The sequence below is a fragment of the Agrobacterium tumefaciens genome (genome assembly GCF_005221325.1).
In the GTDB taxonomy this organism is placed as follows: Bacteria; Pseudomonadota; Alphaproteobacteria; order Rhizobiales; family Rhizobiaceae; genus Agrobacterium.
In genome coordinates, this window is the sequence record NZ_CP039889.1 from 1 (window position 1) to 18,183 (window position 18,183).

Sequence of the window (18,183 nt, forward strand, 5' to 3'; positions counted from 1 at the left end):
TGGCGAAAATTGATGGCGATCAATCGTAATAACAATATCATGATATTGTTATTACGATTGATCGCCATCAATTTTCGCCACCTTTTCAATTCACTTCCCAATCAGATTCCCTCTGGTTCCACCTATAAATAAATCCATTAAACTATAAAAACATATATAAATCACCTGTTTATAACAGTGCCAAATTGGCTGCGCACAAACAGGCGGACTCCTCCAAAAAATCTCTCATCTCTCCCACAATAATGGTGCGCTTTAATTATTTATATTTTTTCATGCTTACTCTCGCATAAATTATATGTTTTGTCGGCTCTCACTCTCTCCTGATTCAGTTACAATCACCCAATCATCGAACAGGTATTCTATTCCGTCCGATAAGTATAAATATAGAAATATATGTATTAATGTCATTCAGATAGGTAAAATATTTCAATAGCGCATATCGGCGCGACTTCGGCCCATCCAGCATACGCGGACTTGCCATATCCGCCGAACGCGACACGTCAAGCGTGTATATTAAGGATCTGTCCGCTCTGTCGGACTGAGTTACCGAACATCACACGGTTCTTTATCGGGCGCGGTAAACCTCGCTGGACGACCGACGACGTGCAATAAACTCCCGAAGGACGGGGAGAAAAAAAGCTTTACTGAACCGTCCCACGGGTGGCTCCGGCTCCAGGTAGAAAGAATGTCCGATAATGTCGCTGTTATACTCATCCAGAATGATCCAAAGCCGCATATCTGCATCAAGACCGGCCCGGCGCTTTTCAATCGCCGGGATCTCAATAGCAAAACGATCAGCTTCCGGATGCTTCGTCGTGATAGGAAAGAAAAGAACCATGTCGCCGTCCGCACGGGCGAGCCTCACGCCAACAACAACAGGTCGCCCCTTCCGACCTTCGGTTTCACCGCGGGAAGCCTCCCGGCTCCACAGATAAGGGTAACGGATTACGACTGCAGTCCCGATCTCATCGAAACCGCTCACCGAACCATCTCTTCAGTTTCCGCATAAGCGTCGACTGCTGCCTCAAATTCGTCCAGCAAAGCGTCAGGCATATTTTCAATGGTGCCAACCGCACGCAGATCAGACTGCCGCATCAAACGTTGATAATCCTCAATGTTAAGAAGGACCAGACGAGGCTTGTTGCGCTGCGTGATCGTCACCGGATGACGAAGCGCCTCAGCGATAATATCGCCGGACTTCCTGGAAAGATCACTCGTGGTGTAGGAATTACCTGAACCTGCCATCAAACGCACTCCCGTCTTGCATCGCGACGATAGCACAGCCTCAAAAGAAAATCCATGAAATACAGCAATCCTGTAAATGCTGCATTAATTGCGCGCCTAATAAATTCGGGGCGTTGGTATCCGTTACAGTCCCCCTTGACCTCTCCCTTGATGACCAAAATCAGCCTCAGAGTACCAGAGATCCGCATAGAGCCCTTGGCATCCGCACACGGAAGCCGACCCCGGAAATCGGTGGCTACGCGCAACCTTCGTCAGGCCATGCTGCTCATCTCCGGCAGCAACACGCATTTCGCTTGACCGTCCGTTCCCCCCGGAGACGGTTTCGGCGTCGCAGAACACGTCGATCGAACCTCAAGACAATCTCAGCACCATGGCTGCCTTTTGCCCGTCCATGTCCGGGCAAGCCCCTCTGATACAAGGATATCGCCGATCGAACGGCCGTCTTTCAAAAGTACCCTCAACTTTCGCCCGTACCTGTCCTCGTCGCGACCGGGCCAGGACTGCATGGTAAAAGCACGGGAGTTAACCAGTTCCAACAGCCGTACAGTCGCACGCTCCCCAAGCGCTTTTTCAGAGGCGCAGTGTGGTCTGCCAATTTCCGGCGCATCGATATCGGCAATACGAACCTTGACCCCACCGATCCACGGGGTATCTCCGTCGACAATGCAATTGACGCGGGCGCCCCCACTGCATCGCTTGTAAGAGACGGCCGGAGATGCCGTCGAAAGGACACCTTGGCCCGCGTTTTGCCGGCCTCGCGGACGCTGTATTATATCGCGCTCTTTTGCTTCCATATCCGGCTGAAAAGACAGTCCATCCTTGATCACGTAGGATATTCCAGCGCCTACGAGGAAACTCGCCAGCATCCCAAACGCAACAAGCATTATAAATGAGCTGCTCGACAGTGATGTCTGCCGCGACCTGAAATGCACAACTTTGCCCATTAAACCCCGTGCTCCTTATGCACAGGATAGCATCCGCGAGTTAATGCCACCGACAACGGGATTGCTGCAATCTTAGGGAATCCAACGGTCAGACGTTAAACACATCAGGACGTTTTCATGTATGACCAGAAAGGAACCTTTCGGTAGACCGGACGATATCGCCAGCTATGCACTCGGGAAACCACCGAATGGACTCTGGCCGGGCTCCGGCTCATCGACCACCTAATCGATCCTGAATTCTTCGACACCGTTTCCGAACGCTGTGCGTAAGTCGCTCGAACACCCTCGTCGGATCGCCGGCCAAACCAGCAATCTCCTGTGCCACCGCATCGCATCCGACGCTGACCAGTTGTGCGAGTTCCTCCACCCGTTTCAGCGTTGATGCACCGCTCAGTCCAACGTCATCAGCCAATGCCTGCCAATCGGCACGTCGCAGGTCAGGCGCATGGAACCGGTCAGAAATCCCCTGCGGCAGGCTCTGATCGACCTGGCTATAAACGGCAGCGCACATCAGGTCATAGAGTGGAGCCATCTTCGCGGACCCACCGGCACCGATCAGGATCGAGTAATTTTTCGCATGCGAGTCCGAATTGCAGATCAGGACATTGAAGATCACGGCATCAAGAAGTTTCAGCCGTTCGCCAGGAGAAACAAGATCGCTGACAGCGTCGAACATCATCTTCATGGTCACGCCTCGGCCGGTCGAGGATCGCTCGTATTTCTGCGACGGGAAATGACCTGTTAACTGGCAAAGATCTTCCTGATGCAGCCTGCGGATCTCCCCTTGCGGATCGGTGAAGCGATCATAGCGTTTCACAAGAAGATAACGTCGCCTGCCAGCCACTCCGATCGTCGCCTCGGCGGACTCCAGCCCGCAGGCACGCGCAAGCGACAGGCAAAACGCCTCGTTCTCCACGCTCCCCGCAAGCCGTTTTGTATCCGGCTTCAGGATATGCGTGGATGGCGTCCCGTCGAGCGGAACTGAAATACGGCCATCCCCGTCTACAAAAACCGGCAGTTTCTCCTGGACGCCCGCAAGCGACATGGAAACGCCGCGTTCCCCGACCAGAAAGGGTTTGGCGGGAAGTTCATTGAGAATACGCTCCAGCGTCTGCTCATCCGGAACCGGCTCCAGGTTGATGCCCGCTTTGCGCGGCGCCCCGATCGACAGTGCCCCCGCCGTGTCACGTCCGATATGACCAAGCAGACCGACTATGTCTTGCGGAGAAACCTTGAGCCGCTGGCCGATCTCGGCAAGATGTGTTTCGGGAAGCAGATTGGCAAGCCAGGGCAGCAGCTTCGCAGCACCCACGGGGCCGGAACGCAGCGGCATGGTGAGCGACACAGGAAAGGCAGAGCGGCGTGCTTCCCAGCCCGCATCGTAGTCCAGTCTCCATTCGCCTTCAAAAGTCAGACGGGCGACAGGCAAAGTCTCGTAGAAGACGGTTGTCATCGATCAGCACCGAACGTCGGCAGGAAGTTGAGGTCATCGTCCGGTGTAGAGGACACAGTCTGAACCCTCTTGAGATCGCCAATCTCCATTCCGACCGTACGCGCGACGATCAACGTCTTTTCGAGCTGACAGCTCGGCTTGCCAGCCTCAAGCTCGACGATGAAGCGTTCACCCGTTCCAGAACGGGCAGCAAGCTGGGTTTGCGTCCAGCCCAGAGCTTTGCGTCTTTCCCTGATAGCAGTGCCGAAATCGCGCGCTGACCGGAACATCGTTTACCTCCATCGGATTACTTACCGTACAGGAAGATTGTGGAGAGATCAATACAATGCTTCCCGATCGGTAAGATTATCGTTTTATCGTATTAAATCATCCTGATCGGGAAATCTCGCGTCCGAGGAAGCATCCTTTGAAATCCGGTATCGTGTATGGCCCGGTGACTCGTATACCGGACTGGATTCCAATCAGAAGACTCAACTCAATTGAGTAAGATGCGTGCCTCATGTTTTACTCTCAAAACTTTTTCCAATAGCATGATAAAAATACGAATAATGAAGATGATACTCTGTGAAACAGCTCGCCCCAGTCTCCAACACACCGTGATGCATCGGCGTCACAGCCTGGCGTCGACTTCGGGGCCTGAAGCTCACTTCGAAGGTCTTCCGTTGACGCCAGCCAGCCAACCCGGCAACCTCCCGGCATGACCCTGACGAACAGCTTCATTGCCGAACTTGTCCGTGACGCCAACAGGCTCGATCACCTTGATGGCTATCAGAAACGCCGCATGCTCGAACGAGCTGTTACCACAATCCGCGACATGCGCGAAACAATCGGTATTCCCTCCGGTCCCGGCCGCGACAGTCTCATCGACATCCAAACCGTTGCCCTGTCAATCGAACGGGGATGGCGCAGCGATGAAGAGGTGCGAAGCGCTCTGCTGCAGGCAGCAGCCATGATCCGGGATTTGCATATAGTGCTCGACAGCAGAACCGAAATCAACTTCGCCAAACCCACCGGTTGATAGCGCCCTCGTCTCGCCAAATATACGGAAAACGTCACCGGGAATGAAACAATATCCGGAAGGATGATCACCAGCTGCGAAATGCCTCAGGCAGCTTGATCTCCTCGGTCGCTGCAACGGTCGCACGGCTGACCGCTGGCGTCGCGATCTCCGTCAGGCAAAGGTCTTCTCCGGAGAACCGGGGTTCGTCGCCGGGCTTGCCGCGCGCCATCCAGTTGCGCTTGGCGTGCAGATAATCAAGCAGCCTCGCAAGCTCTGCGGCCTTCTGTTCCAGTCTTGCGACCTGCGTATCGATGATCGCGATCTCCCGCTCAGCGGACAGGCCGTCGCTGAGAAGTTCGCTGGCGATCGCGGCGATCTCCTTGAGCGGCATGCCCAGTGACTGTGCAAAGCGGATCATCAGCGCAGTGGAGACATCCCGCTCGCTGAAAATCTGGTAGGGGTTGCGACCACCCTTTGCGCCTGATTTTGGCGCCAACAGGCCCTTGCGGACATAAAAGCGCACAGTGTCCTGGCTGAGACCGGCCCGGGCAGCAAATTCTCCAATCAACATTGTTGACACCACTTGACCATGGACCATGGTCCAATCTTATAGAGCAGACTCCCTCAATTGTGGAGTTAAATGATGACAGACGATCAAACCACGCCGAAAGGCGCACCCCTCGCTTTTGTGACAGGGGCGACGGGACTTCTCGGCAACAATCTGGTGCGAGCACTCATCGCTGCGGGCTGGCGCGTACGCGCACTGGTGCGGTCCCCGGACAAGGCACGTCAGCAATTCGCCGGCCTCGACGTGGAGATCGTGTCTGGCGACATACTCGACGCGCCGGGTTACGCGCCGGCGCTCGCGGGTGTCGATACCATCTACCATACAGCCGCTTATTTCCGCGATTCCTACAAGGGCGGTCGACACTGGGACGCACTCTACGCGGCCAATGTCGAAGGTACGCGCCATTTGCTTGAGCAGGCTTATCAAATGGGCGTGCGGCGTTTCGTCCACACCAGCTCGATTGCCGTACTGCACGGCGCGAGAGGCGAAATAATCGATGAAACCATGCTGCGTGACCCACGCGACGCCGACGATTATTATCGCAGCAAGATCCTGTCCGAGCGCGTCGTACTCGGTTTTCTCAATGCCCATCCGGACTTTTGGGCGGCGATGGTGCTGCCCGGCTGGATGCATGGGCCGGGCGACATCGGACCAACCTCGGCGGGACAGACCGTCATCGATGTCGCGCTGCAGCGGCTGCCCGGAATACCGCCCGGCTCATTCTCGGTCGTCGATGCCCGCGATGTTGCGCAGGCGATGATCCTTGCCAGCGACCGGGGGCGGCGCGGCGAACGCTATCTCGCGGCCGGACGTCACATGACGATGGCCAGTCTCCTGCCCCAGATCGCGCAGCTGGCCGGTGTACCGGCACCAGGTCGCCGCATCCCGCTTTGGGCGATGCACCTGCTCGCCGCCGGTTACGAGGTCTACGCCCGACTAACGCGACGCCCGGTGCTGTTGAGCTGGGCCATGGTGCGCACTGTTGCCGACGAAAACGAGCGGTCGCGCTACGACCCGGCCAAGAGCGAACGCGAACTCGGTCTGCTTTTCCGGCCGGTCGCAGAAACCCTGCGCGACGAGGTGGCGTGGTTCCGCGCCAATGGACTCATACCGGAATGATCGCTTGATCCGATCCTCTTTCCGCAAGGGCGTATCGCTCAACAACCCGGACGGGGAGAAGAACAAAGGGATGGCTGCCAGACAGCACTGGCAACCATCCCGAAATCGCGGGCAGCGGAGACCTCATCTCCGGACTGTCTCGCCACGGCCGCCAGGTGCCCTTCTGCCTCGTCACGCCAGACGGTTGCGCCTGAACCCTGGAACACCCGGAACTGGCTGTTAATTGACCCGGCGATGTCCATGCCGAAACCGTCGCCAGATCATACAAGACCTGCGTATCGACTATTGTTCGTTTTCGCCGCGGCTCATCACCATGACAGTATCGGTATCAAGGCCTTCACCAGCATGGCCGCGCAGTCTGCCAAAACGTGTTGGTGGTTGTTTGTTGTCAGCTCTGACCAGCATGAACCGCCCGTCCGGTCCGGGGACAAAACCGGCCAACCGTCCTGACACAATCCTGCAAAGCTCTCGTACGGCTGCCGGAACGGTCGCCTGAACGTTTGCGGCAACCGTCATTGTCATTCTATAGACCTCCAACCCAGGCACAGCGGATCCTCCGGCCTTTCCCTGGCTTCAACTTGCCAGCGCCACGAAACCGGTGTGTCGGGCAACGCGCCAAATCACACTGGCTATATTCAGCCCGCAAAGATTAGGGTTTCATTAACCATACGGAGCCACCCTCCTTACAGCAACGATGGAGGTTGGCTATGGCTTACGACTGGAACCGCAATGAACGCGACAGCAGATTTGATGAACTGGCGGCAGCTCTCATATTCTTCACCGTCGTCAGCCTGCTTCTGGCGTCCGCCTATCTTGTGACGAGCTTTGCCGGATAGGCAGGTTGTGTCTCGATAACGGGCCTCGCAGCGTTCCAGAGGCAGGGCAACGGCGCTTTCCACCAAGGACCGCTGCCGAGCCTCTGAGCCAGCTCCAGCGTCGCTCACACGGCAATCCGGACCGTTTCCACCTGCGGCCGCCTCTCGCGCGTCTTTGGCCTCAGCAGGCGGATACGCGACTGCGGCTCAATCACAGACCAGTAGGGCTGTATCAGTTCACGCAGCATCCGGCGCAGTTCCGGCCAAGGGGTCTCCTCGTTGCGAAGCTCCGGATCGTACATCACCAGCATGCAATGCAGCTTGGCGGCAATGTCGTGGATGTAATAGGGCTGCAGCGAAATCAGCACACGCCCGGCAATGCCCTCGAACCGGGCAAGGTCCTGCGTCTTGGCAAGGCTTGTGCTGTAGCCGATGCGACGGTCGGCCGCATTCCATACCCGCCTCAGTCTCAGCAATTCCAGACGCGCGCTCTCTGCCGCTTCAGCGCCAATCCGCGGCGCCAGTTCCCTGATTTCCTCGAAGGAGGCCCACTTGCCGGGCGTGCCAAAAGTTCATTTCCACAGCGACGATCTGCGGGGTTACATCAAGCACGGCCGTATCGATCCCTGGCTCCCGCAATCCCATCAGCAGAACCGCATGATCATGCAGATCGCCGCCGACGTTGCAGGGCGCTACGCCGAGGCAGGTTATTTCGTCATCCTCGATGGCGTCGTGCGACCGGACTGGCTGCCGGCCTTCACGGCGCTTGCTCGCACGCTGCATTACATCGTACTGCGAACGACAGTGATGGAGGCGATCGAACGCTGTCAGGCGCGCGGCGGCGACAGCCTCAGCGACCCGCTTGTCGTGGCCGATCTTCACTCCCAGTTTGCCGATCTCGGCGCCTATGAGCACCACGCCCTCTCTGTGTCAGGCAAGGACGAACAGGCAGCTCTGCAATCGGTCATCAATGCGCTGCAATCGGCACGTTTCCGTATTGATGCCACGAGCGATGGCAATCGATAACAAACACCCAGGTGAAGCACGCGTGTCTGTACCGACCGTTAATCTCTTCCGTCACGGCGAAACGGCCTGGAACTGCCTTGGCGGTTTCAGCGGCAACGGGGGAAGCGTCCCAGCGGCCGGTTGCCATGCCAAACAGAAACAGTTTAAGGAATTTGATGTTTCCTTATAACTACTGCGCCAGCTGTCGCGATCCCGGTTATAAGGGAAAGATTGGAACCTTATAACAACATAAGTCCGCCGCCAGGATCGCTTGCCATGACACAAATTGACCTCGCATACCGGACAATGTTCGCGGAATTGGCGCAGCGATCGTTCGACGCACAGTTCTCCACCGACTTCCCTCATAATGGACGGTTCGTGAACGTCCCCGTGAAAGGCAAGGGATACTGGTACTTCGAGTATCCGACGCCTGATGGCGACAAGCGGCGCTATGTAGGGCCGGAAGCAGATGAGGAAATAACCGCGAGAGTACACGCCCACAGGGAAGTCAAAGACGACCTCAGGGAGCGGCGTCGGCTCGTCAACGCACTGACACGAACGGGCGGCATGGCGTCGCCTGAACGTTTTGCGGGCGAAGTAACCAAAGCTCTCGCTGACGCCGGATTGTTTCGCCTTCGAGCCCTCATCATAGGCTCGGTTGCGTTCAGCTGCTATTCGGGGCTGCTAGGGGTTCGTCTTCCAAACGCCTCGCTCCAGACGGGCGACGCCGACTACGCCCAGGATTTCGCAATCAGCGCGGAAGTCGGGGACATCACCCTGCCACCGATCCTGGACGTCCTGCATACCGTCGATCCGTCCTTCAGGGCAGTGCCGCATCAGGCGGACAAGGTGCGTGTGGCCGCCTTCGTGAACTCGGGCAACTATCGCGTAGAGTTCCTGACGGGGAACCGCGGGTCGGACGACCATACGGGCAAGCCGTCACCCATGCCTGCTCTCGGCGGCGCGTCGGCAGAAAACCTTCGCTTCCTGGACTACCTGATCTACGAACCCGTGAGAACAGTGCTGCTGTACAGAGAAGGCGTGAGCGTCAATATCCCCGCTCCCGAGCGCTACGCCATTCACAAGTTGATTGTTGCGTCCCGGAGGCGCAACGATGCCCTGGGCAGGGCAAAGCGTGACAAGGATATTCAACAGGCATCGCTGCTGTCAGAGGCCCTGGTGGAAACACGGCAAGGATATTTGCTGGCCGACGTCTGGAACGAGGCGTGGGAGCGTGGTCCCGCATGGCAGGAAGCAATCACTTCAGGCCTTGCCATGATGCCGGATACAATTCAGCGAACATGTCTTCTACGAATTCGAGCACACAAAAATCCGCAAGGTCTGGTCGATCGTCGACAAGGCCGCAATCGAGCGCCAGCTTGGCCGATAGCATCCTCGGTGACAACAGGGACAGAAAAGAGGCCCTGCACTACGCCCGCTCAGTCGCATCGCTTGTCGAGAATACCGCCACAAGCTGGAAACGGCATCTGGAAAGCGAACACCGCTCGGAAACATGGCAGCGTGAGAAACGGGATATCGTCGAGGTTCCCGCTCTCACAAAGCGTAGCGAGGAAATCCTCACGCGCTTCGATGCCCTTTCCTATGAGCAGAGGCCAGAGTTTATCCGCCAGATGATGAACACAAGCGACGGCCTCCAGGCATTGCAGGAGGTCACAACAATAACGCAAGCCCTGACGAAGCGGTTCGGTACGACAAACCTGCGCAACAGGGATCTGGACAAGCTCCGGATCACGGCAGACGCACATGTTTCTGTCGAACGCATCAGGCAGGTGGCCGGACTGGTCGAGCGGGTACACCACGCCGAGCTCGTCCAGAAGCAAAAGCTCACCCTCGGTTTGACGCAGCGGCTCGGGATGCGAATGTGAGAACCGTCGCGCCCGCGCGCGTAAAAGCAGGGGCCCACCAGAGAGGGCACACCCTGCCCTCGCCGTCTGCCAACAGGGGACCACAAACATCGTGGCAACGCAGGCCATTGCCAATATTTCGCGAGCGACGGAACCGTTCGTCCTTTCCCGCATTCATAAATCAGGTGGACCTTTCCCCCTCCGCCTGTCCCCTCCTTGCAGCCCTGTAAGGTGGCACGACTCGAACCCTCCCCCGCCGGAGGGTTTCTTTTTTGATGGAGTGGCTATGGTGACTAAGTGTCAAAATGTTCCGCTAGTTATGTAACGGAAAGCAGTATCTCGAGACTCCGAAAATACAGTTACAAAAGAAATCAGGACCAGCGGAACTACCTTCTTTGTAGAACGGCCGAATAATACCTGGATGACGGTGATCCTCGCTACCACCATGGGGCCGCAGAAACCGTTCAACGCGTGGGTCGAAACTTCCTCGCTCAAAAGGTGACAGCCAGGGCTCTTGCAACGGGAGCCACTTCCCGATCGAATATCAGGCCATATGATCTTTACTTTAAGATCATATGGACTATATTACGAATATCAGGAGGCCACTATGCAAATCGCCGTCAAGCCCCACAAACCCGCGGAACTCAATGCCGTTGCACTCAAGGCTTATGCCAAAGTCGCCGATGCATGGTCGCTGAGCCTAAGGGAAGCAGCGGGCCTCGCCGACATGTCGGAGAGCACATGGAAGCGTGCGCGCAAACCGGGGTTTACCGGCGAATTGACGAAAGACCAGTTGCTGCGCCTCAGTGCCGTGATCGGGATCTACAAGTCGCTCGAACTCTACTTCTCTGAGCAACTCTCCAGAAGCTGGTTCACCCGCCCGAACACGGGCCCGCTCTTCAGCGGCGCGCGGCCGGTCGACACCGCCATCGATGGCGGTCTCCCGCAAATTCTGGCGATCCGAACCTATCTCGATGCTCTGCGGGGCGGCGCATGAGGAAAACCGAACTGTCGGTTCGGGGACTGGTCCGCCTGCTGCCCGCGACCTACCACAAGCCGCCGGCGCTTCGCGGTCTGGTCGACAGCGACGAGGAACTGGAGGTTCTTGCCGAGATCGAGGGGTTGACCAGCGCCCGGTTGCTCGCCGAGCGCGGCCGCAATCCGCATCTCGATCCGCGAGAGCTCGCCTGGCGGCGGCGCAACCGTGATCTCAGGATCTACGGCGACACGCACGTCAATGCCGCCTTCACCTATACGCGGACAGGTGGCAACCGCTTCAACTCCGAAGATCGCGGTGCCTGGTACTGCGCCTGGGACGTGATGGTATCGGTTGCGGAGGTCGCGTGGCACAGGACCCGCGAACTCCGTTTCACCGGATCGTTCCATGACAGCGCCCGTTATGTCGAACTGATCTCCGACTTCATCGGAGAATTCGACGACCTGACCGATGAACCCGAACACGCCGCGCTCAACCCGGACCCGGAGGTTGGCTATCTCGAGGGACAGGAACTGGCCGCCCGGTTGCGAAGAGATGGAAGCCGCGGCCTCATCTATCCCTCCGTCCGTGCGCCCGTCGGAAACTGCCTGGTTTGTTTCGATCCGGGGGCTGTCCAGAACGTCCGGCCCGGCGCGTCCTGGGATCTGAGCTGGCAAGGCACGCCGGACTATTCGATCGTCGCCATCTCGTAGCAGCGACGCAGTACAGGTTTCCGCGGGATGGTCGACTGCGGGTTACGACGTCACCCACTCACCTTCGGCAATGAACCCACCAATCTGGCGTTTCCAGAGCCGTGCAAACAGGCCGTCCCGCTCAACCAGTTCGTCCGGTCGCCCCTCTTCGACAATCCTCCCGTGGTCAAGGACGATAATACGATCCATGCTGGCGATGGTGGACAAACGGTGGGCAATGGCGATCACCGTCTTGCCCTCCATCACAAGATTGAGCTTCTCCTGAATGGCGGATTCGGACTCGCTGTCGAGTGCCGACGTCGCCTCGTCGAGGATCAGGATGGGCGCGTCTTTCAGGAGTACCCGGGCAATGGCAACCCGCTGACGCTGCCCGCCAGAAAGCTTGATGCCGCGGTCTCCGACAAAAGCCTGATATCCTTTTCGCCCTTCACTGTCGGCAAGATCGGCAATGAAGGCATCGGCCTTCGCCACTTTCGCTACCTGCTCTACCTCCTCCTGCGTTGCCTCTGGTCGCCCGTAGCGGATATTGTCGCCAACCGACCGGTGCAGCAACGCCACATCCTGGGCAATCACCCCGATATTGCGGCGCAGGCTCATCTGTGTGACCTCGCGAATATCCTGACCGTCGATGCGGATGACTCCGCTCTGAATGTCGTAGAAGCGCAGAAGCAGATTGACCAAGGTCGTTTTTCCAGCACCCGACAGACCCACAAGGCCGACTTTCTCCCCGGCGCGCACGGTCAACGACAGATTATCGATTACTGGCCTGCCTGACTTGTAGGCAAAGCGGATATGGTCGAAATCGATGTTCCCATGCGGAACGCGGAGTTCGGCGGCACCGGCACTGTCGGTGATCGTCGGCGGCGTCGTCATGACAGGCATGGCGTCCTTGATCGTGCCAATCGCCTGAAATATCTGCTGGCCCATCTGCAGGAAGGTGAACGTGTGCCCCGACAAGCGTTGCAGGATATAGACGGCACCGACAAATTCGCCGACCGTGATGAACCCCTTTACCAGGCCGGAAAACCCCACCGTTAGAATTGCCAGCCACAGCGCCATGTTGAGCGCCACGACGACCAGTTCGGACGCGCGATAGACACGCTGTTCCCGATGCTGCGTCTGCACGGCTTTCATCAGGATGCGGCGGATTGCGCCTGCCTCGCTGTCTTCGGCGGCGAATTGCTTGATCATCTGCATGTTGCTGTAGAGATCGGTTATCGCCCCCGAGACAAGGCTCTTTTGTTTCGCCGAGCGCCGTGACCGCTCCGTGAAGACGGGAGCCAGTTTGACGGCGAGAACCACATTCAGCACGATCCAGACGAGCACCGGCAGCGCCAGCTGCCAGGACAAGGCGGCAAGGAGCGCAAGAGAGCCGATCATTTGCAGAAGGAAACGCGGTCCTATCTGAAACGCGTTGATGATCTGCTGCTGAACGGCTGACGAGACCTGCGAAAGGCGTGAGGCCACCTGCCCTGCATAAAGCTCATGGAAAAATGCCAGATCTTGCCGCTCCACGGCCTTGTGGCCCTGCCACTGGATGGCCGCCGGCATGGCGATGCCGAGCGTGTGCGAATTGAGCGTATTGAGAAGAAACGACGCCACCGGCATCGCGGGGAAAATCAACAGCCCAAGCACGGTCAGCAGCGGCCATTCACTGCGCAGGAAAGACTGCGCCCCCTGCGCCGTCACACCATCGACGATAACAGACAATCCCCAGATGATAGACAGGTTGATGGCTTCCACCGCCATGGATGACAAGGCGAGTGCAATGAGGACGCCGCGAAACATCCCGATGAAATGCAAAAGCACAGCCACGGGTCCTTTCGACGGCAGCGGCCGGAAGGGAATATCAAGCGGCTGTATCAGCCTCTCGAAAGGGCGAAAGATCGTATCTGAAATCGACATGGGCCTCTCGGATCGCAGTTTGGCATCGATGGGGAGGAATCAGCTACGCGCCCGGCATGGAACCATGCATGGCGTCCAATCTCAATTACCGGATGTGTTTTTGCAGCCAGAGGATCGTTATTCAGGCTCGGCGAGGGTTGCGCTTGAAATGTTGTCCGCCCGGCGAAAACTGTTCCGCGAGTGTAGTTACAATCGTGCGATTGCCCCCTGACCGGTTAGTATGGCGGCATCCATCTCGGGATCCGCATCGGCTATGCCAATTCTATACGCCCTGTATTCCCACGATTGCGAAGCTGGTTAAACGGAATAACGGCGATACGACCGTCGAAAGTGCCAACGGCCAAAGAATCGTCAGCCGCATCCATGCAGTAAATAACCGTTGGAAGACCTTCGATCGTCACCTGCCCGGTAGTCACCACCGCCCCATCCGCTGCGTTCAGCGTGGAGAGTGTACCGTCCAGAAACGCCACAAGGATCAACCCTTCTTTTCGAGCATGCACGATGGCGCTCGCGCTGGCATTGATGGCAAAGCGCCAAATCTCCCGGCCCGCATCGGCATGTCTGAACGATCTGGAATGGAGGCCGCCACCTATGGCATCGTCGTTCGTGATCGGTCTGCGGAATATAAAACCGGGCCGCATCCTGTCGTTCGACGAGAAGGCAGCGCTCATCTGGGGCGAGTTGATGGCACAAGGAAAGGCGTCGGGCCGTCCAAGAAGTGCACTGGACACGATTGTCGCGGCCATTGCCCAGTCCAACGGTTGTATTGTTGTGACCGACAATGAGCGAGATTTTCACGGAGTCGAAATCATCAATCCCCTCCGGCAAACCGCGATCTGAACCGGCTGGAAGTTTACTGCTCTTGAACAAATTCCCCTGAGACGCACGGAGCCATCATGATGCGGCCCCTCACCCCACGCCATCCTCCCAATAAGGCGGGTCGCCGAACGACGCTTTCAAGTGAGCCGCAAGTGCGCGCAATTTTGCCGAAGGGCGGCGGCCCTCGGGGTGCGCAAGAAAGACGAATTCCGCGTCCGGCCGAACGCCGACATCGACGATGCTGAGCTTCCCATCGCGAATATCCGGTCCTGCGATGAAAAGCGGAAGGAGTGCAATACCAAGACCGGCGATTGCCGCATCTCGCAGCATGTCACCGTTGTTCACTCTGAATCCAATGCGTGCACGAACGATTTCAATGCCTCCAGGCGTAAGGAAACGCCAATCCGCAACACCTCGGTTCGTGTAGAACAAACCCCTATGGGCGGCGAGTTCCGTAGTTGTTGCAGGCGTCCCGTTGACCGCCAGATAGGCTTCGGAGGCCACCAAGACACGGCGGCTTGGCGCCAGACGCCAGACCATCAGTCTCGAATCGTCAATCGCCCCATGGCGCACGACACCATCGTAAACGTCTGATGCAATATCGACGCGCCGATCGTCGAGTTCGAGCGACATCTCGATATCGGGATTGGCAGCCAGGAACGGATACAAAGCCGGTCCCAAGTGCATCCGGCCGAAGGTGACAGGCGCAGCGATGCGGATTGGACCGCCCAGCGTTCCACGCCGCTCGGACAAGTCCGCCGCTGCCTCAGAGACCTCTCGCAGGATTCGCTTGGCGCGTTCGAGAAAGGCAGCGCCATCCTCCGTCACCGAAACGCGACGTGTCGTGCGGTGGAGGAGAGTAGCGCCGAGGCTGCGCTCCAATTCCGCCAGTCGTTCACTCACGACCGATTTTGACAGTCTGAGCGTGCGTGCCGCCCCGCTGATCGAGCCCTCTTCGGCGACAGCCACGAAACTCGCAATGCCATCCAGTTTCATTGTTCGGCCTTTCCGAAAAGTACGTCCGCCATTGATACAGTAGTACGAACAGCAAGCTTGCGCCACATTCGCACTTACGAAAACTCACACAATGAGAAGGAATTCGGATCATGGATAGGCTCAAAAGCAAGCGGGCGCTCATCACCGGTGGCACCAGCGGCATCGGACTTGAGACAGCACGTCAATTTATCAAAGAGGGTGCACGGGTAGCAGTCACGGGAACCAACCCCGCGACGCTGGATGCTGCACGGCGGGAGCTTGGCCCGAGTGTATTGGTCATCAAGGCAGATGCTGCCGACGTGGATGGCCAGAAGGTCGTCGCTGAAACGATCAGGGAGGCATTCGGGGGCATTGACATCGTCTTCGTCAACGCAGGCGTCGCCCTTCTCAAGCCTCTGGAAGCATGGGACGAAGAAGGCTTTGATAGGGTTTTCAACATCAATGTGAAAGGCCCGTATTTTTTGCTGCAGGCACTGCTGCCGATACTGGCCAATCCGGCTTCGATCGTGCTGAACACCTCGGTAAATGCCCATATCGGCATGCCTAACTCGAGTGTCTACGCCGCCTCGAAAGCGGCGCTGCAGTCATTCATCCGCACGTTGTCCGGCGAACTGATCGCGCGCGGCATCCGGCTGAATGCGGTGAGCCCAGGTCCCATTTCTACACCGCTCTATGGCAAGCTTGGTTTCACTGAGACTGACCTGAAGAATGTCGCTGAAAGCATTCAAAATCTGGTCCCGGCCGGCCGCTTTGGCGAACCGTCCGAAATTGCAAAGGCAGTAGTGTTCCTGGCATCGGACGAAGCGGCCTATACGGTCGGAAGCGAGATCATGATCGACGGTGGCATGGGCACATTGTGACACTCCCCAACCACCGGGATCCGGCGACAGTAGGCGCCGGGTTCCGAAGGTTGCCAGATACCAAGGCGCGCCATCGCTGTTGATGTCTGCTTTCGGTCAGCGGCCAAGCTGGTCTCTGTGTCCGACATGAAGGCGCAAAACGGTCGTAATGGGCGATTGGCATACGCTCAAGAAAATGCCGTTTCGGCGTCTTCGCCCTGAAGCGATTCGAACGAGTGATCCCGCCGTTGCGCAGAAGACCGGTTGCTGGCGCCGGTCTTCTGCGAGGGAACGAGCTTTGTTCACCGCTTCTTCAATGAGGGCTGCGACCACCTCTGGCTTCGAGACCATCACCACGTGCTATGCACCTTTTGCGACGACTGTGTGCTTTGAGCCTGCGCCACATGAAGACCGGGAAGCAAAAACCACGTATACCCTGATCTTCATCACGTGTTGGCAATACTACAACTTGCAAGATAATAGCGGATGGTGTGATCGATCGATCCGAGACACAGGATACCCCGGTGATCCCTTCAGCCCGTCAAGGCCGCCTTGATGTTTGGGACCTGTGTCGCGGAAACCATCTTGGCCAGCGTTCATGTGCGAACGCAACAACAGGCCGGACATATGGACGCAAGCGATCAGATCAAATTATCTCGAAATATCTTGCGGGTCGGGGGCCGTCCACATAAGGGATCTGAACCAGCGACGGGCCAATTAGACCAGCTAAATTCCTGATTGGATTGCCTTAAAAATCACAAATGAATGCCATTCGGGACTGGTTGCGGGGGCCGGATTTGAACCTGCGGCTGAGGGCTCCTCGCCCGACGGGAACTGTCCACAAATTTAGCATTAGGGAATTCGTTTCCGTCAGTTCCGTCAGACGGCGGCGATCCGAGGGCGGAAGTGAGCGAATAACACCCGACATCAGAGCATTGCAACCGCAGTTTCGCCATCATCGCCACCACGATCTCGCGTGCGGCTCAGGCCGGAGATTTTCGTCGGCAGCGCGAGCCGCTTCCGGCGCGCGGTGAAGCGAGCGATCAGCGGCCAATCGGTGACCGCTGATGTTCGTTGGTGGTGGCATGGGTCGAACCGCCTTGCTTCACATGGCCAGAGCAGCCTGATGGATTTCTACGAGCTCTTCGTAACAGGAGATATTGCTGGCCAGGACTGGTTGTCCATCGAGCAGCTTTTTACGTTCCAGCGAGAACGGCAGGGAACGGCCGCCGGCCTCGTTGACGAGGCAGAAGCCGGCCATGCAATCCCAGGCACGCATATGGGGCTCGTAATATCCGACAAGGCGTCCTGCCGCGACATAGGCCAGCATCAAGGCTCCCGAGCCGTTGCGGATGAAGTTTCCGCCGCGGGCCAGCACATCGCTGATGATGTGACCAACGCGCTGCGGCGTGACATAGTTGTTGCTGCCTATGCCCGTCAGCGCGTTCTGCAGGTTCCTTGATGGATCGAGTTGCAGGCGCGCGCCATTCAGGGTCGCGCCATGGCCCTGTGCGGCAGCGTAGATTTCCTGCGCACACGGGACCTTGATGACGCCGACGACCGGGACGCCATCGCGGATGACGGCAACGGAAACGCACCAGCTTGGCATGCCATTGACGAAGGGGGCGGTGCCGTCGATTGGATCGACAACCCAGGTATAGCCGGAGGTGCCGTCTTGATAACCGTGCTCCTCACCGAGGAAACCATCATCCGCGAAGGCTGCGGCGACGCGCTCGCGTAGCATGGTCTCGACGTTACGGTCTGCGACGGACACCACGTCTTGTAGATCGCGCTTTGTCTCGATGACGAGGCTGTCCCGCTTGTTGAAATAGTCGAGCGCCATTAAACCGGCCTCTTCCGCCAGCGTTTTTGCCAGCGCGAAGCGTTGATCGAGGCCGTCATTCTGTCCTGTCATTTCCAT

General features: G+C 57.7%; 20 protein-coding genes and 3 pseudogenes. 11 read left to right on the top strand and 12 right to left on the bottom strand.

Features of this window, described 5'->3' with window-relative positions:
- Positions 1–565: 565 nt before the first annotated feature.
- From CFBP5499_RS14985 to CFBP5499_RS15005, 5 genes are all read right to left on the bottom strand, one after another.
- Positions 566–982: a hypothetical protein gene (locus CFBP5499_RS14985; RefSeq protein WP_080827579.1), complete on the bottom strand. Its 417-nt coding sequence runs from the start codon at positions 980–982 to the stop codon at positions 566–568.
- Positions 979–1,245, bottom strand: a complete 267-nt coding sequence (locus CFBP5499_RS14990) for a type II toxin-antitoxin system prevent-host-death family antitoxin (protein ID WP_080827580.1) — start codon at positions 1,243–1,245, stop codon at positions 979–981. Before CFBP5499_RS14990 ends, CFBP5499_RS14985 begins: the two co-directional genes overlap by 4 nt.
- A 362-nt stretch (positions 1,246–1,607) precedes the next feature.
- A complete protein-coding gene (locus CFBP5499_RS14995) occupies positions 1,608–2,189 on the bottom strand; it encodes a thermonuclease family protein (protein WP_080827581.1) in 582 nt (193 codons plus the stop codon).
- A gap of 211 nt (positions 2,190–2,400) precedes the next feature.
- Positions 2,401–3,642, bottom strand: coding sequence for a type II toxin-antitoxin system HipA family toxin (locus tag CFBP5499_RS15000; protein WP_137066327.1), 1,242 nt, complete (start codon positions 3,640–3,642; stop codon positions 2,401–2,403).
- Complete coding sequence (locus CFBP5499_RS15005; RefSeq protein WP_080830074.1) at positions 3,639–3,911, bottom strand: helix-turn-helix transcriptional regulator; 273 nt, start codon at positions 3,909–3,911, stop codon at positions 3,639–3,641. The genes CFBP5499_RS15000 and CFBP5499_RS15005 overlap by 4 nt, the downstream gene beginning before the upstream one ends.
- Before the next feature lie 428 nt (positions 3,912–4,339).
- Here CFBP5499_RS15005 and CFBP5499_RS15010 point away from each other — a divergent pair, with 428 nt between their 5' ends.
- On the top strand, positions 4,340–4,660 hold the full coding sequence (locus CFBP5499_RS15010; RefSeq protein WP_080830075.1) for a hypothetical protein: 321 nt from the start codon (positions 4,340–4,342) through the stop codon (positions 4,658–4,660).
- 67 nt (positions 4,661–4,727) lie between these two features.
- On the opposite strand, the gene CFBP5499_RS15015 is transcribed toward CFBP5499_RS15010, so the two are convergent.
- Complete coding sequence (locus tag CFBP5499_RS15015; RefSeq protein WP_080830076.1) at positions 4,728–5,213, bottom strand: MerR family transcriptional regulator; 486 nt, start codon at positions 5,211–5,213, stop codon at positions 4,728–4,730.
- A gap of 72 nt (positions 5,214–5,285) precedes the next feature.
- On the opposite strand from CFBP5499_RS15015, the gene CFBP5499_RS15020 reads away from it, so the two are divergent.
- Positions 5,286–6,329: an SDR family oxidoreductase gene (locus CFBP5499_RS15020; RefSeq protein WP_137081355.1), complete on the top strand. Its 1,044-nt coding sequence runs from the start codon at positions 5,286–5,288 to the stop codon at positions 6,327–6,329.
- 282 nt (positions 6,330–6,611) lie between these two features.
- On the opposite strand, the gene CFBP5499_RS15025 is transcribed toward CFBP5499_RS15020, so the two are convergent.
- Positions 6,612–6,851 (bottom strand): AbrB/MazE/SpoVT family DNA-binding domain-containing protein, encoded by a 240-nt coding sequence (locus tag CFBP5499_RS15025; protein ID WP_137066331.1) that lies wholly within the window; start codon positions 6,849–6,851, stop codon positions 6,612–6,614.
- A 185-nt stretch (positions 6,852–7,036) separates the two neighbouring features.
- Here CFBP5499_RS15025 and CFBP5499_RS30785 point away from each other — a divergent pair, with 185 nt between their 5' ends.
- Entirely contained in the window at positions 7,037–7,165 is a 129-nt protein-coding gene (locus CFBP5499_RS30785; protein WP_256387189.1) for a hypothetical protein, read from the top strand.
- Between the two features lie 104 nt (positions 7,166–7,269).
- On the opposite strand, the gene CFBP5499_RS15030 is transcribed toward CFBP5499_RS30785, so the two are convergent.
- Entirely contained in the window at positions 7,270–7,620 is a 351-nt protein-coding gene (locus tag CFBP5499_RS15030; protein ID WP_137066333.1) for a hypothetical protein, read from the bottom strand.
- 85 nt (positions 7,621–7,705) lie between these two features.
- On the opposite strand from CFBP5499_RS15030, the gene CFBP5499_RS15035 reads away from it, so the two are divergent.
- From CFBP5499_RS15035 to CFBP5499_RS15060, 6 genes and pseudogenes are all read left to right on the top strand, one after another.
- On the top strand, positions 7,706–8,170 hold the full coding sequence (locus tag CFBP5499_RS15035; RefSeq protein WP_233284201.1) for an AAA family ATPase: 465 nt from the start codon (positions 7,706–7,708) through the stop codon (positions 8,168–8,170).
- A gap of 255 nt (positions 8,171–8,425) precedes the next feature.
- Positions 8,426–9,436 (top strand): annotated as a pseudogene (locus CFBP5499_RS15045) (nucleotidyltransferase family protein); the annotation flags it as partial.
- Positions 9,432–9,539: pseudogene (locus CFBP5499_RS30480) on the top strand (ester cyclase); the annotation flags it as partial. The pseudogenes CFBP5499_RS15045 and CFBP5499_RS30480, both read left to right, overlap by 5 nt.
- A 241-nt stretch (positions 9,540–9,780) precedes the next feature.
- Entirely contained in the window at positions 9,781–10,035 is a 255-nt protein-coding gene (locus CFBP5499_RS15050; protein ID WP_080830067.1) for a hypothetical protein, read from the top strand.
- A gap of 586 nt (positions 10,036–10,621) precedes the next feature.
- Positions 10,622–11,011 carry an antitoxin Xre-like helix-turn-helix domain-containing protein gene (locus CFBP5499_RS15055; protein WP_060724498.1) on the top strand — a complete coding sequence of 130 codons (390 nt, stop codon included), beginning with the start codon at positions 10,622–10,624 and terminating at the stop codon, positions 11,009–11,011.
- Positions 11,008–11,703 carry an RES family NAD+ phosphorylase gene (locus CFBP5499_RS15060; protein WP_080830066.1) on the top strand — a complete coding sequence of 232 codons (696 nt, stop codon included), beginning with the start codon at positions 11,008–11,010 and terminating at the stop codon, positions 11,701–11,703. Before CFBP5499_RS15055 ends, CFBP5499_RS15060 begins: the two co-directional genes overlap by 4 nt.
- Positions 11,704–11,745: 42 nt before the next feature.
- On the opposite strand, the gene CFBP5499_RS15065 is transcribed toward CFBP5499_RS15060, so the two are convergent.
- Positions 11,746–13,608: an ABC transporter ATP-binding protein gene (locus CFBP5499_RS15065; RefSeq protein ID WP_080830065.1), complete on the bottom strand. Its 1,863-nt coding sequence runs from the start codon at positions 13,606–13,608 to the stop codon at positions 11,746–11,748.
- Between the two features lie 251 nt (positions 13,609–13,859).
- Positions 13,860–14,108, bottom strand: a complete 249-nt coding sequence (locus tag CFBP5499_RS15070; protein ID WP_130932569.1) for a hypothetical protein — start codon at positions 14,106–14,108, stop codon at positions 13,860–13,862.
- A gap of 133 nt (positions 14,109–14,241) precedes the next feature.
- On the opposite strand from CFBP5499_RS15070, the pseudogene CFBP5499_RS30485 reads away from it, so the two are divergent.
- Positions 14,242–14,448: pseudogene (locus tag CFBP5499_RS30485) on the top strand (PIN domain-containing protein); the annotation flags it as partial.
- A 69-nt stretch (positions 14,449–14,517) separates the two neighbouring features.
- Here the strand turns inward: CFBP5499_RS30485 and CFBP5499_RS15080 are convergent.
- Positions 14,518–15,423, bottom strand: a complete 906-nt coding sequence (locus CFBP5499_RS15080) for a LysR family transcriptional regulator (RefSeq protein WP_080830063.1) — start codon at positions 15,421–15,423, stop codon at positions 14,518–14,520.
- 110 nt (positions 15,424–15,533) lie between these two features.
- On the opposite strand from CFBP5499_RS15080, the gene CFBP5499_RS15085 reads away from it, so the two are divergent.
- Positions 15,534–16,283: an SDR family oxidoreductase gene (locus CFBP5499_RS15085; RefSeq protein WP_080830062.1), complete on the top strand. Its 750-nt coding sequence runs from the start codon at positions 15,534–15,536 to the stop codon at positions 16,281–16,283.
- A gap of 1,084 nt (positions 16,284–17,367) precedes the next feature.
- Here CFBP5499_RS15085 and CFBP5499_RS15095 read toward each other — a convergent pair.
- Positions 17,368–18,177, bottom strand: coding sequence for an inositol monophosphatase family protein (locus tag CFBP5499_RS15095; protein WP_080830061.1), 810 nt, complete (start codon positions 18,175–18,177; stop codon positions 17,368–17,370).
- Between the last annotated feature and the right edge of the window lie 6 nt (positions 18,178–18,183).

Coding starts and splice junctions, on each gene's coding strand:
- CFBP5499_RS14990 (WP_080827580.1), bottom strand. CDS start 1,245: ATGGCAGGTTCAGGTAATTCCTACACCACGAGTGATCTTTCCAGGAAG.
- CFBP5499_RS14995 (WP_080827581.1), bottom strand. CDS start 2,189: ATGGGCAAAGTTGTGCATTTCAGGTCGCGGCAGACATCACTGTCGAGC.
- CFBP5499_RS15000 (WP_137066327.1), bottom strand. CDS start 3,642: ATGACAACCGTCTTCTACGAGACTTTGCCTGTCGCCCGTCTGACTTTT.
- CFBP5499_RS15005 (WP_080830074.1), bottom strand. CDS start 3,911: ATGTTCCGGTCAGCGCGCGATTTCGGCACTGCTATCAGGGAAAGACGC.
- CFBP5499_RS15010 (WP_080830075.1), top strand. CDS start 4,340: ATGACCCTGACGAACAGCTTCATTGCCGAACTTGTCCGTGACGCCAAC.
- CFBP5499_RS15015 (WP_080830076.1), bottom strand. CDS start 5,213: ATGTTGATTGGAGAATTTGCTGCCCGGGCCGGTCTCAGCCAGGACACT.
- CFBP5499_RS15020 (WP_137081355.1), top strand. CDS start 5,286: ATGACAGACGATCAAACCACGCCGAAAGGCGCACCCCTCGCTTTTGTG.
- CFBP5499_RS15025 (WP_137066331.1), bottom strand. CDS start 6,851: ATGACAATGACGGTTGCCGCAAACGTTCAGGCGACCGTTCCGGCAGCC.
- CFBP5499_RS30785 (WP_256387189.1), top strand. CDS start 7,037: ATGGCTTACGACTGGAACCGCAATGAACGCGACAGCAGATTTGATGAA.
- CFBP5499_RS15050 (WP_080830067.1), top strand. CDS start 9,781: ATGATGAACACAAGCGACGGCCTCCAGGCATTGCAGGAGGTCACAACA.
- CFBP5499_RS15055 (WP_060724498.1), top strand. CDS start 10,622: ATGCAAATCGCCGTCAAGCCCCACAAACCCGCGGAACTCAATGCCGTT.
- CFBP5499_RS15060 (WP_080830066.1), top strand. CDS start 11,008: ATGAGGAAAACCGAACTGTCGGTTCGGGGACTGGTCCGCCTGCTGCCC.
- CFBP5499_RS15065 (WP_080830065.1), bottom strand. CDS start 13,608: ATGTCGATTTCAGATACGATCTTTCGCCCTTTCGAGAGGCTGATACAG.
- CFBP5499_RS15080 (WP_080830063.1), bottom strand. CDS start 15,423: ATGAAACTGGATGGCATTGCGAGTTTCGTGGCTGTCGCCGAAGAGGGC.
- CFBP5499_RS15085 (WP_080830062.1), top strand. CDS start 15,534: ATGGATAGGCTCAAAAGCAAGCGGGCGCTCATCACCGGTGGCACCAGC.
- CFBP5499_RS15095 (WP_080830061.1), bottom strand. CDS start 18,177: ATGACAGGACAGAATGACGGCCTCGATCAACGCTTCGCGCTGGCAAAA.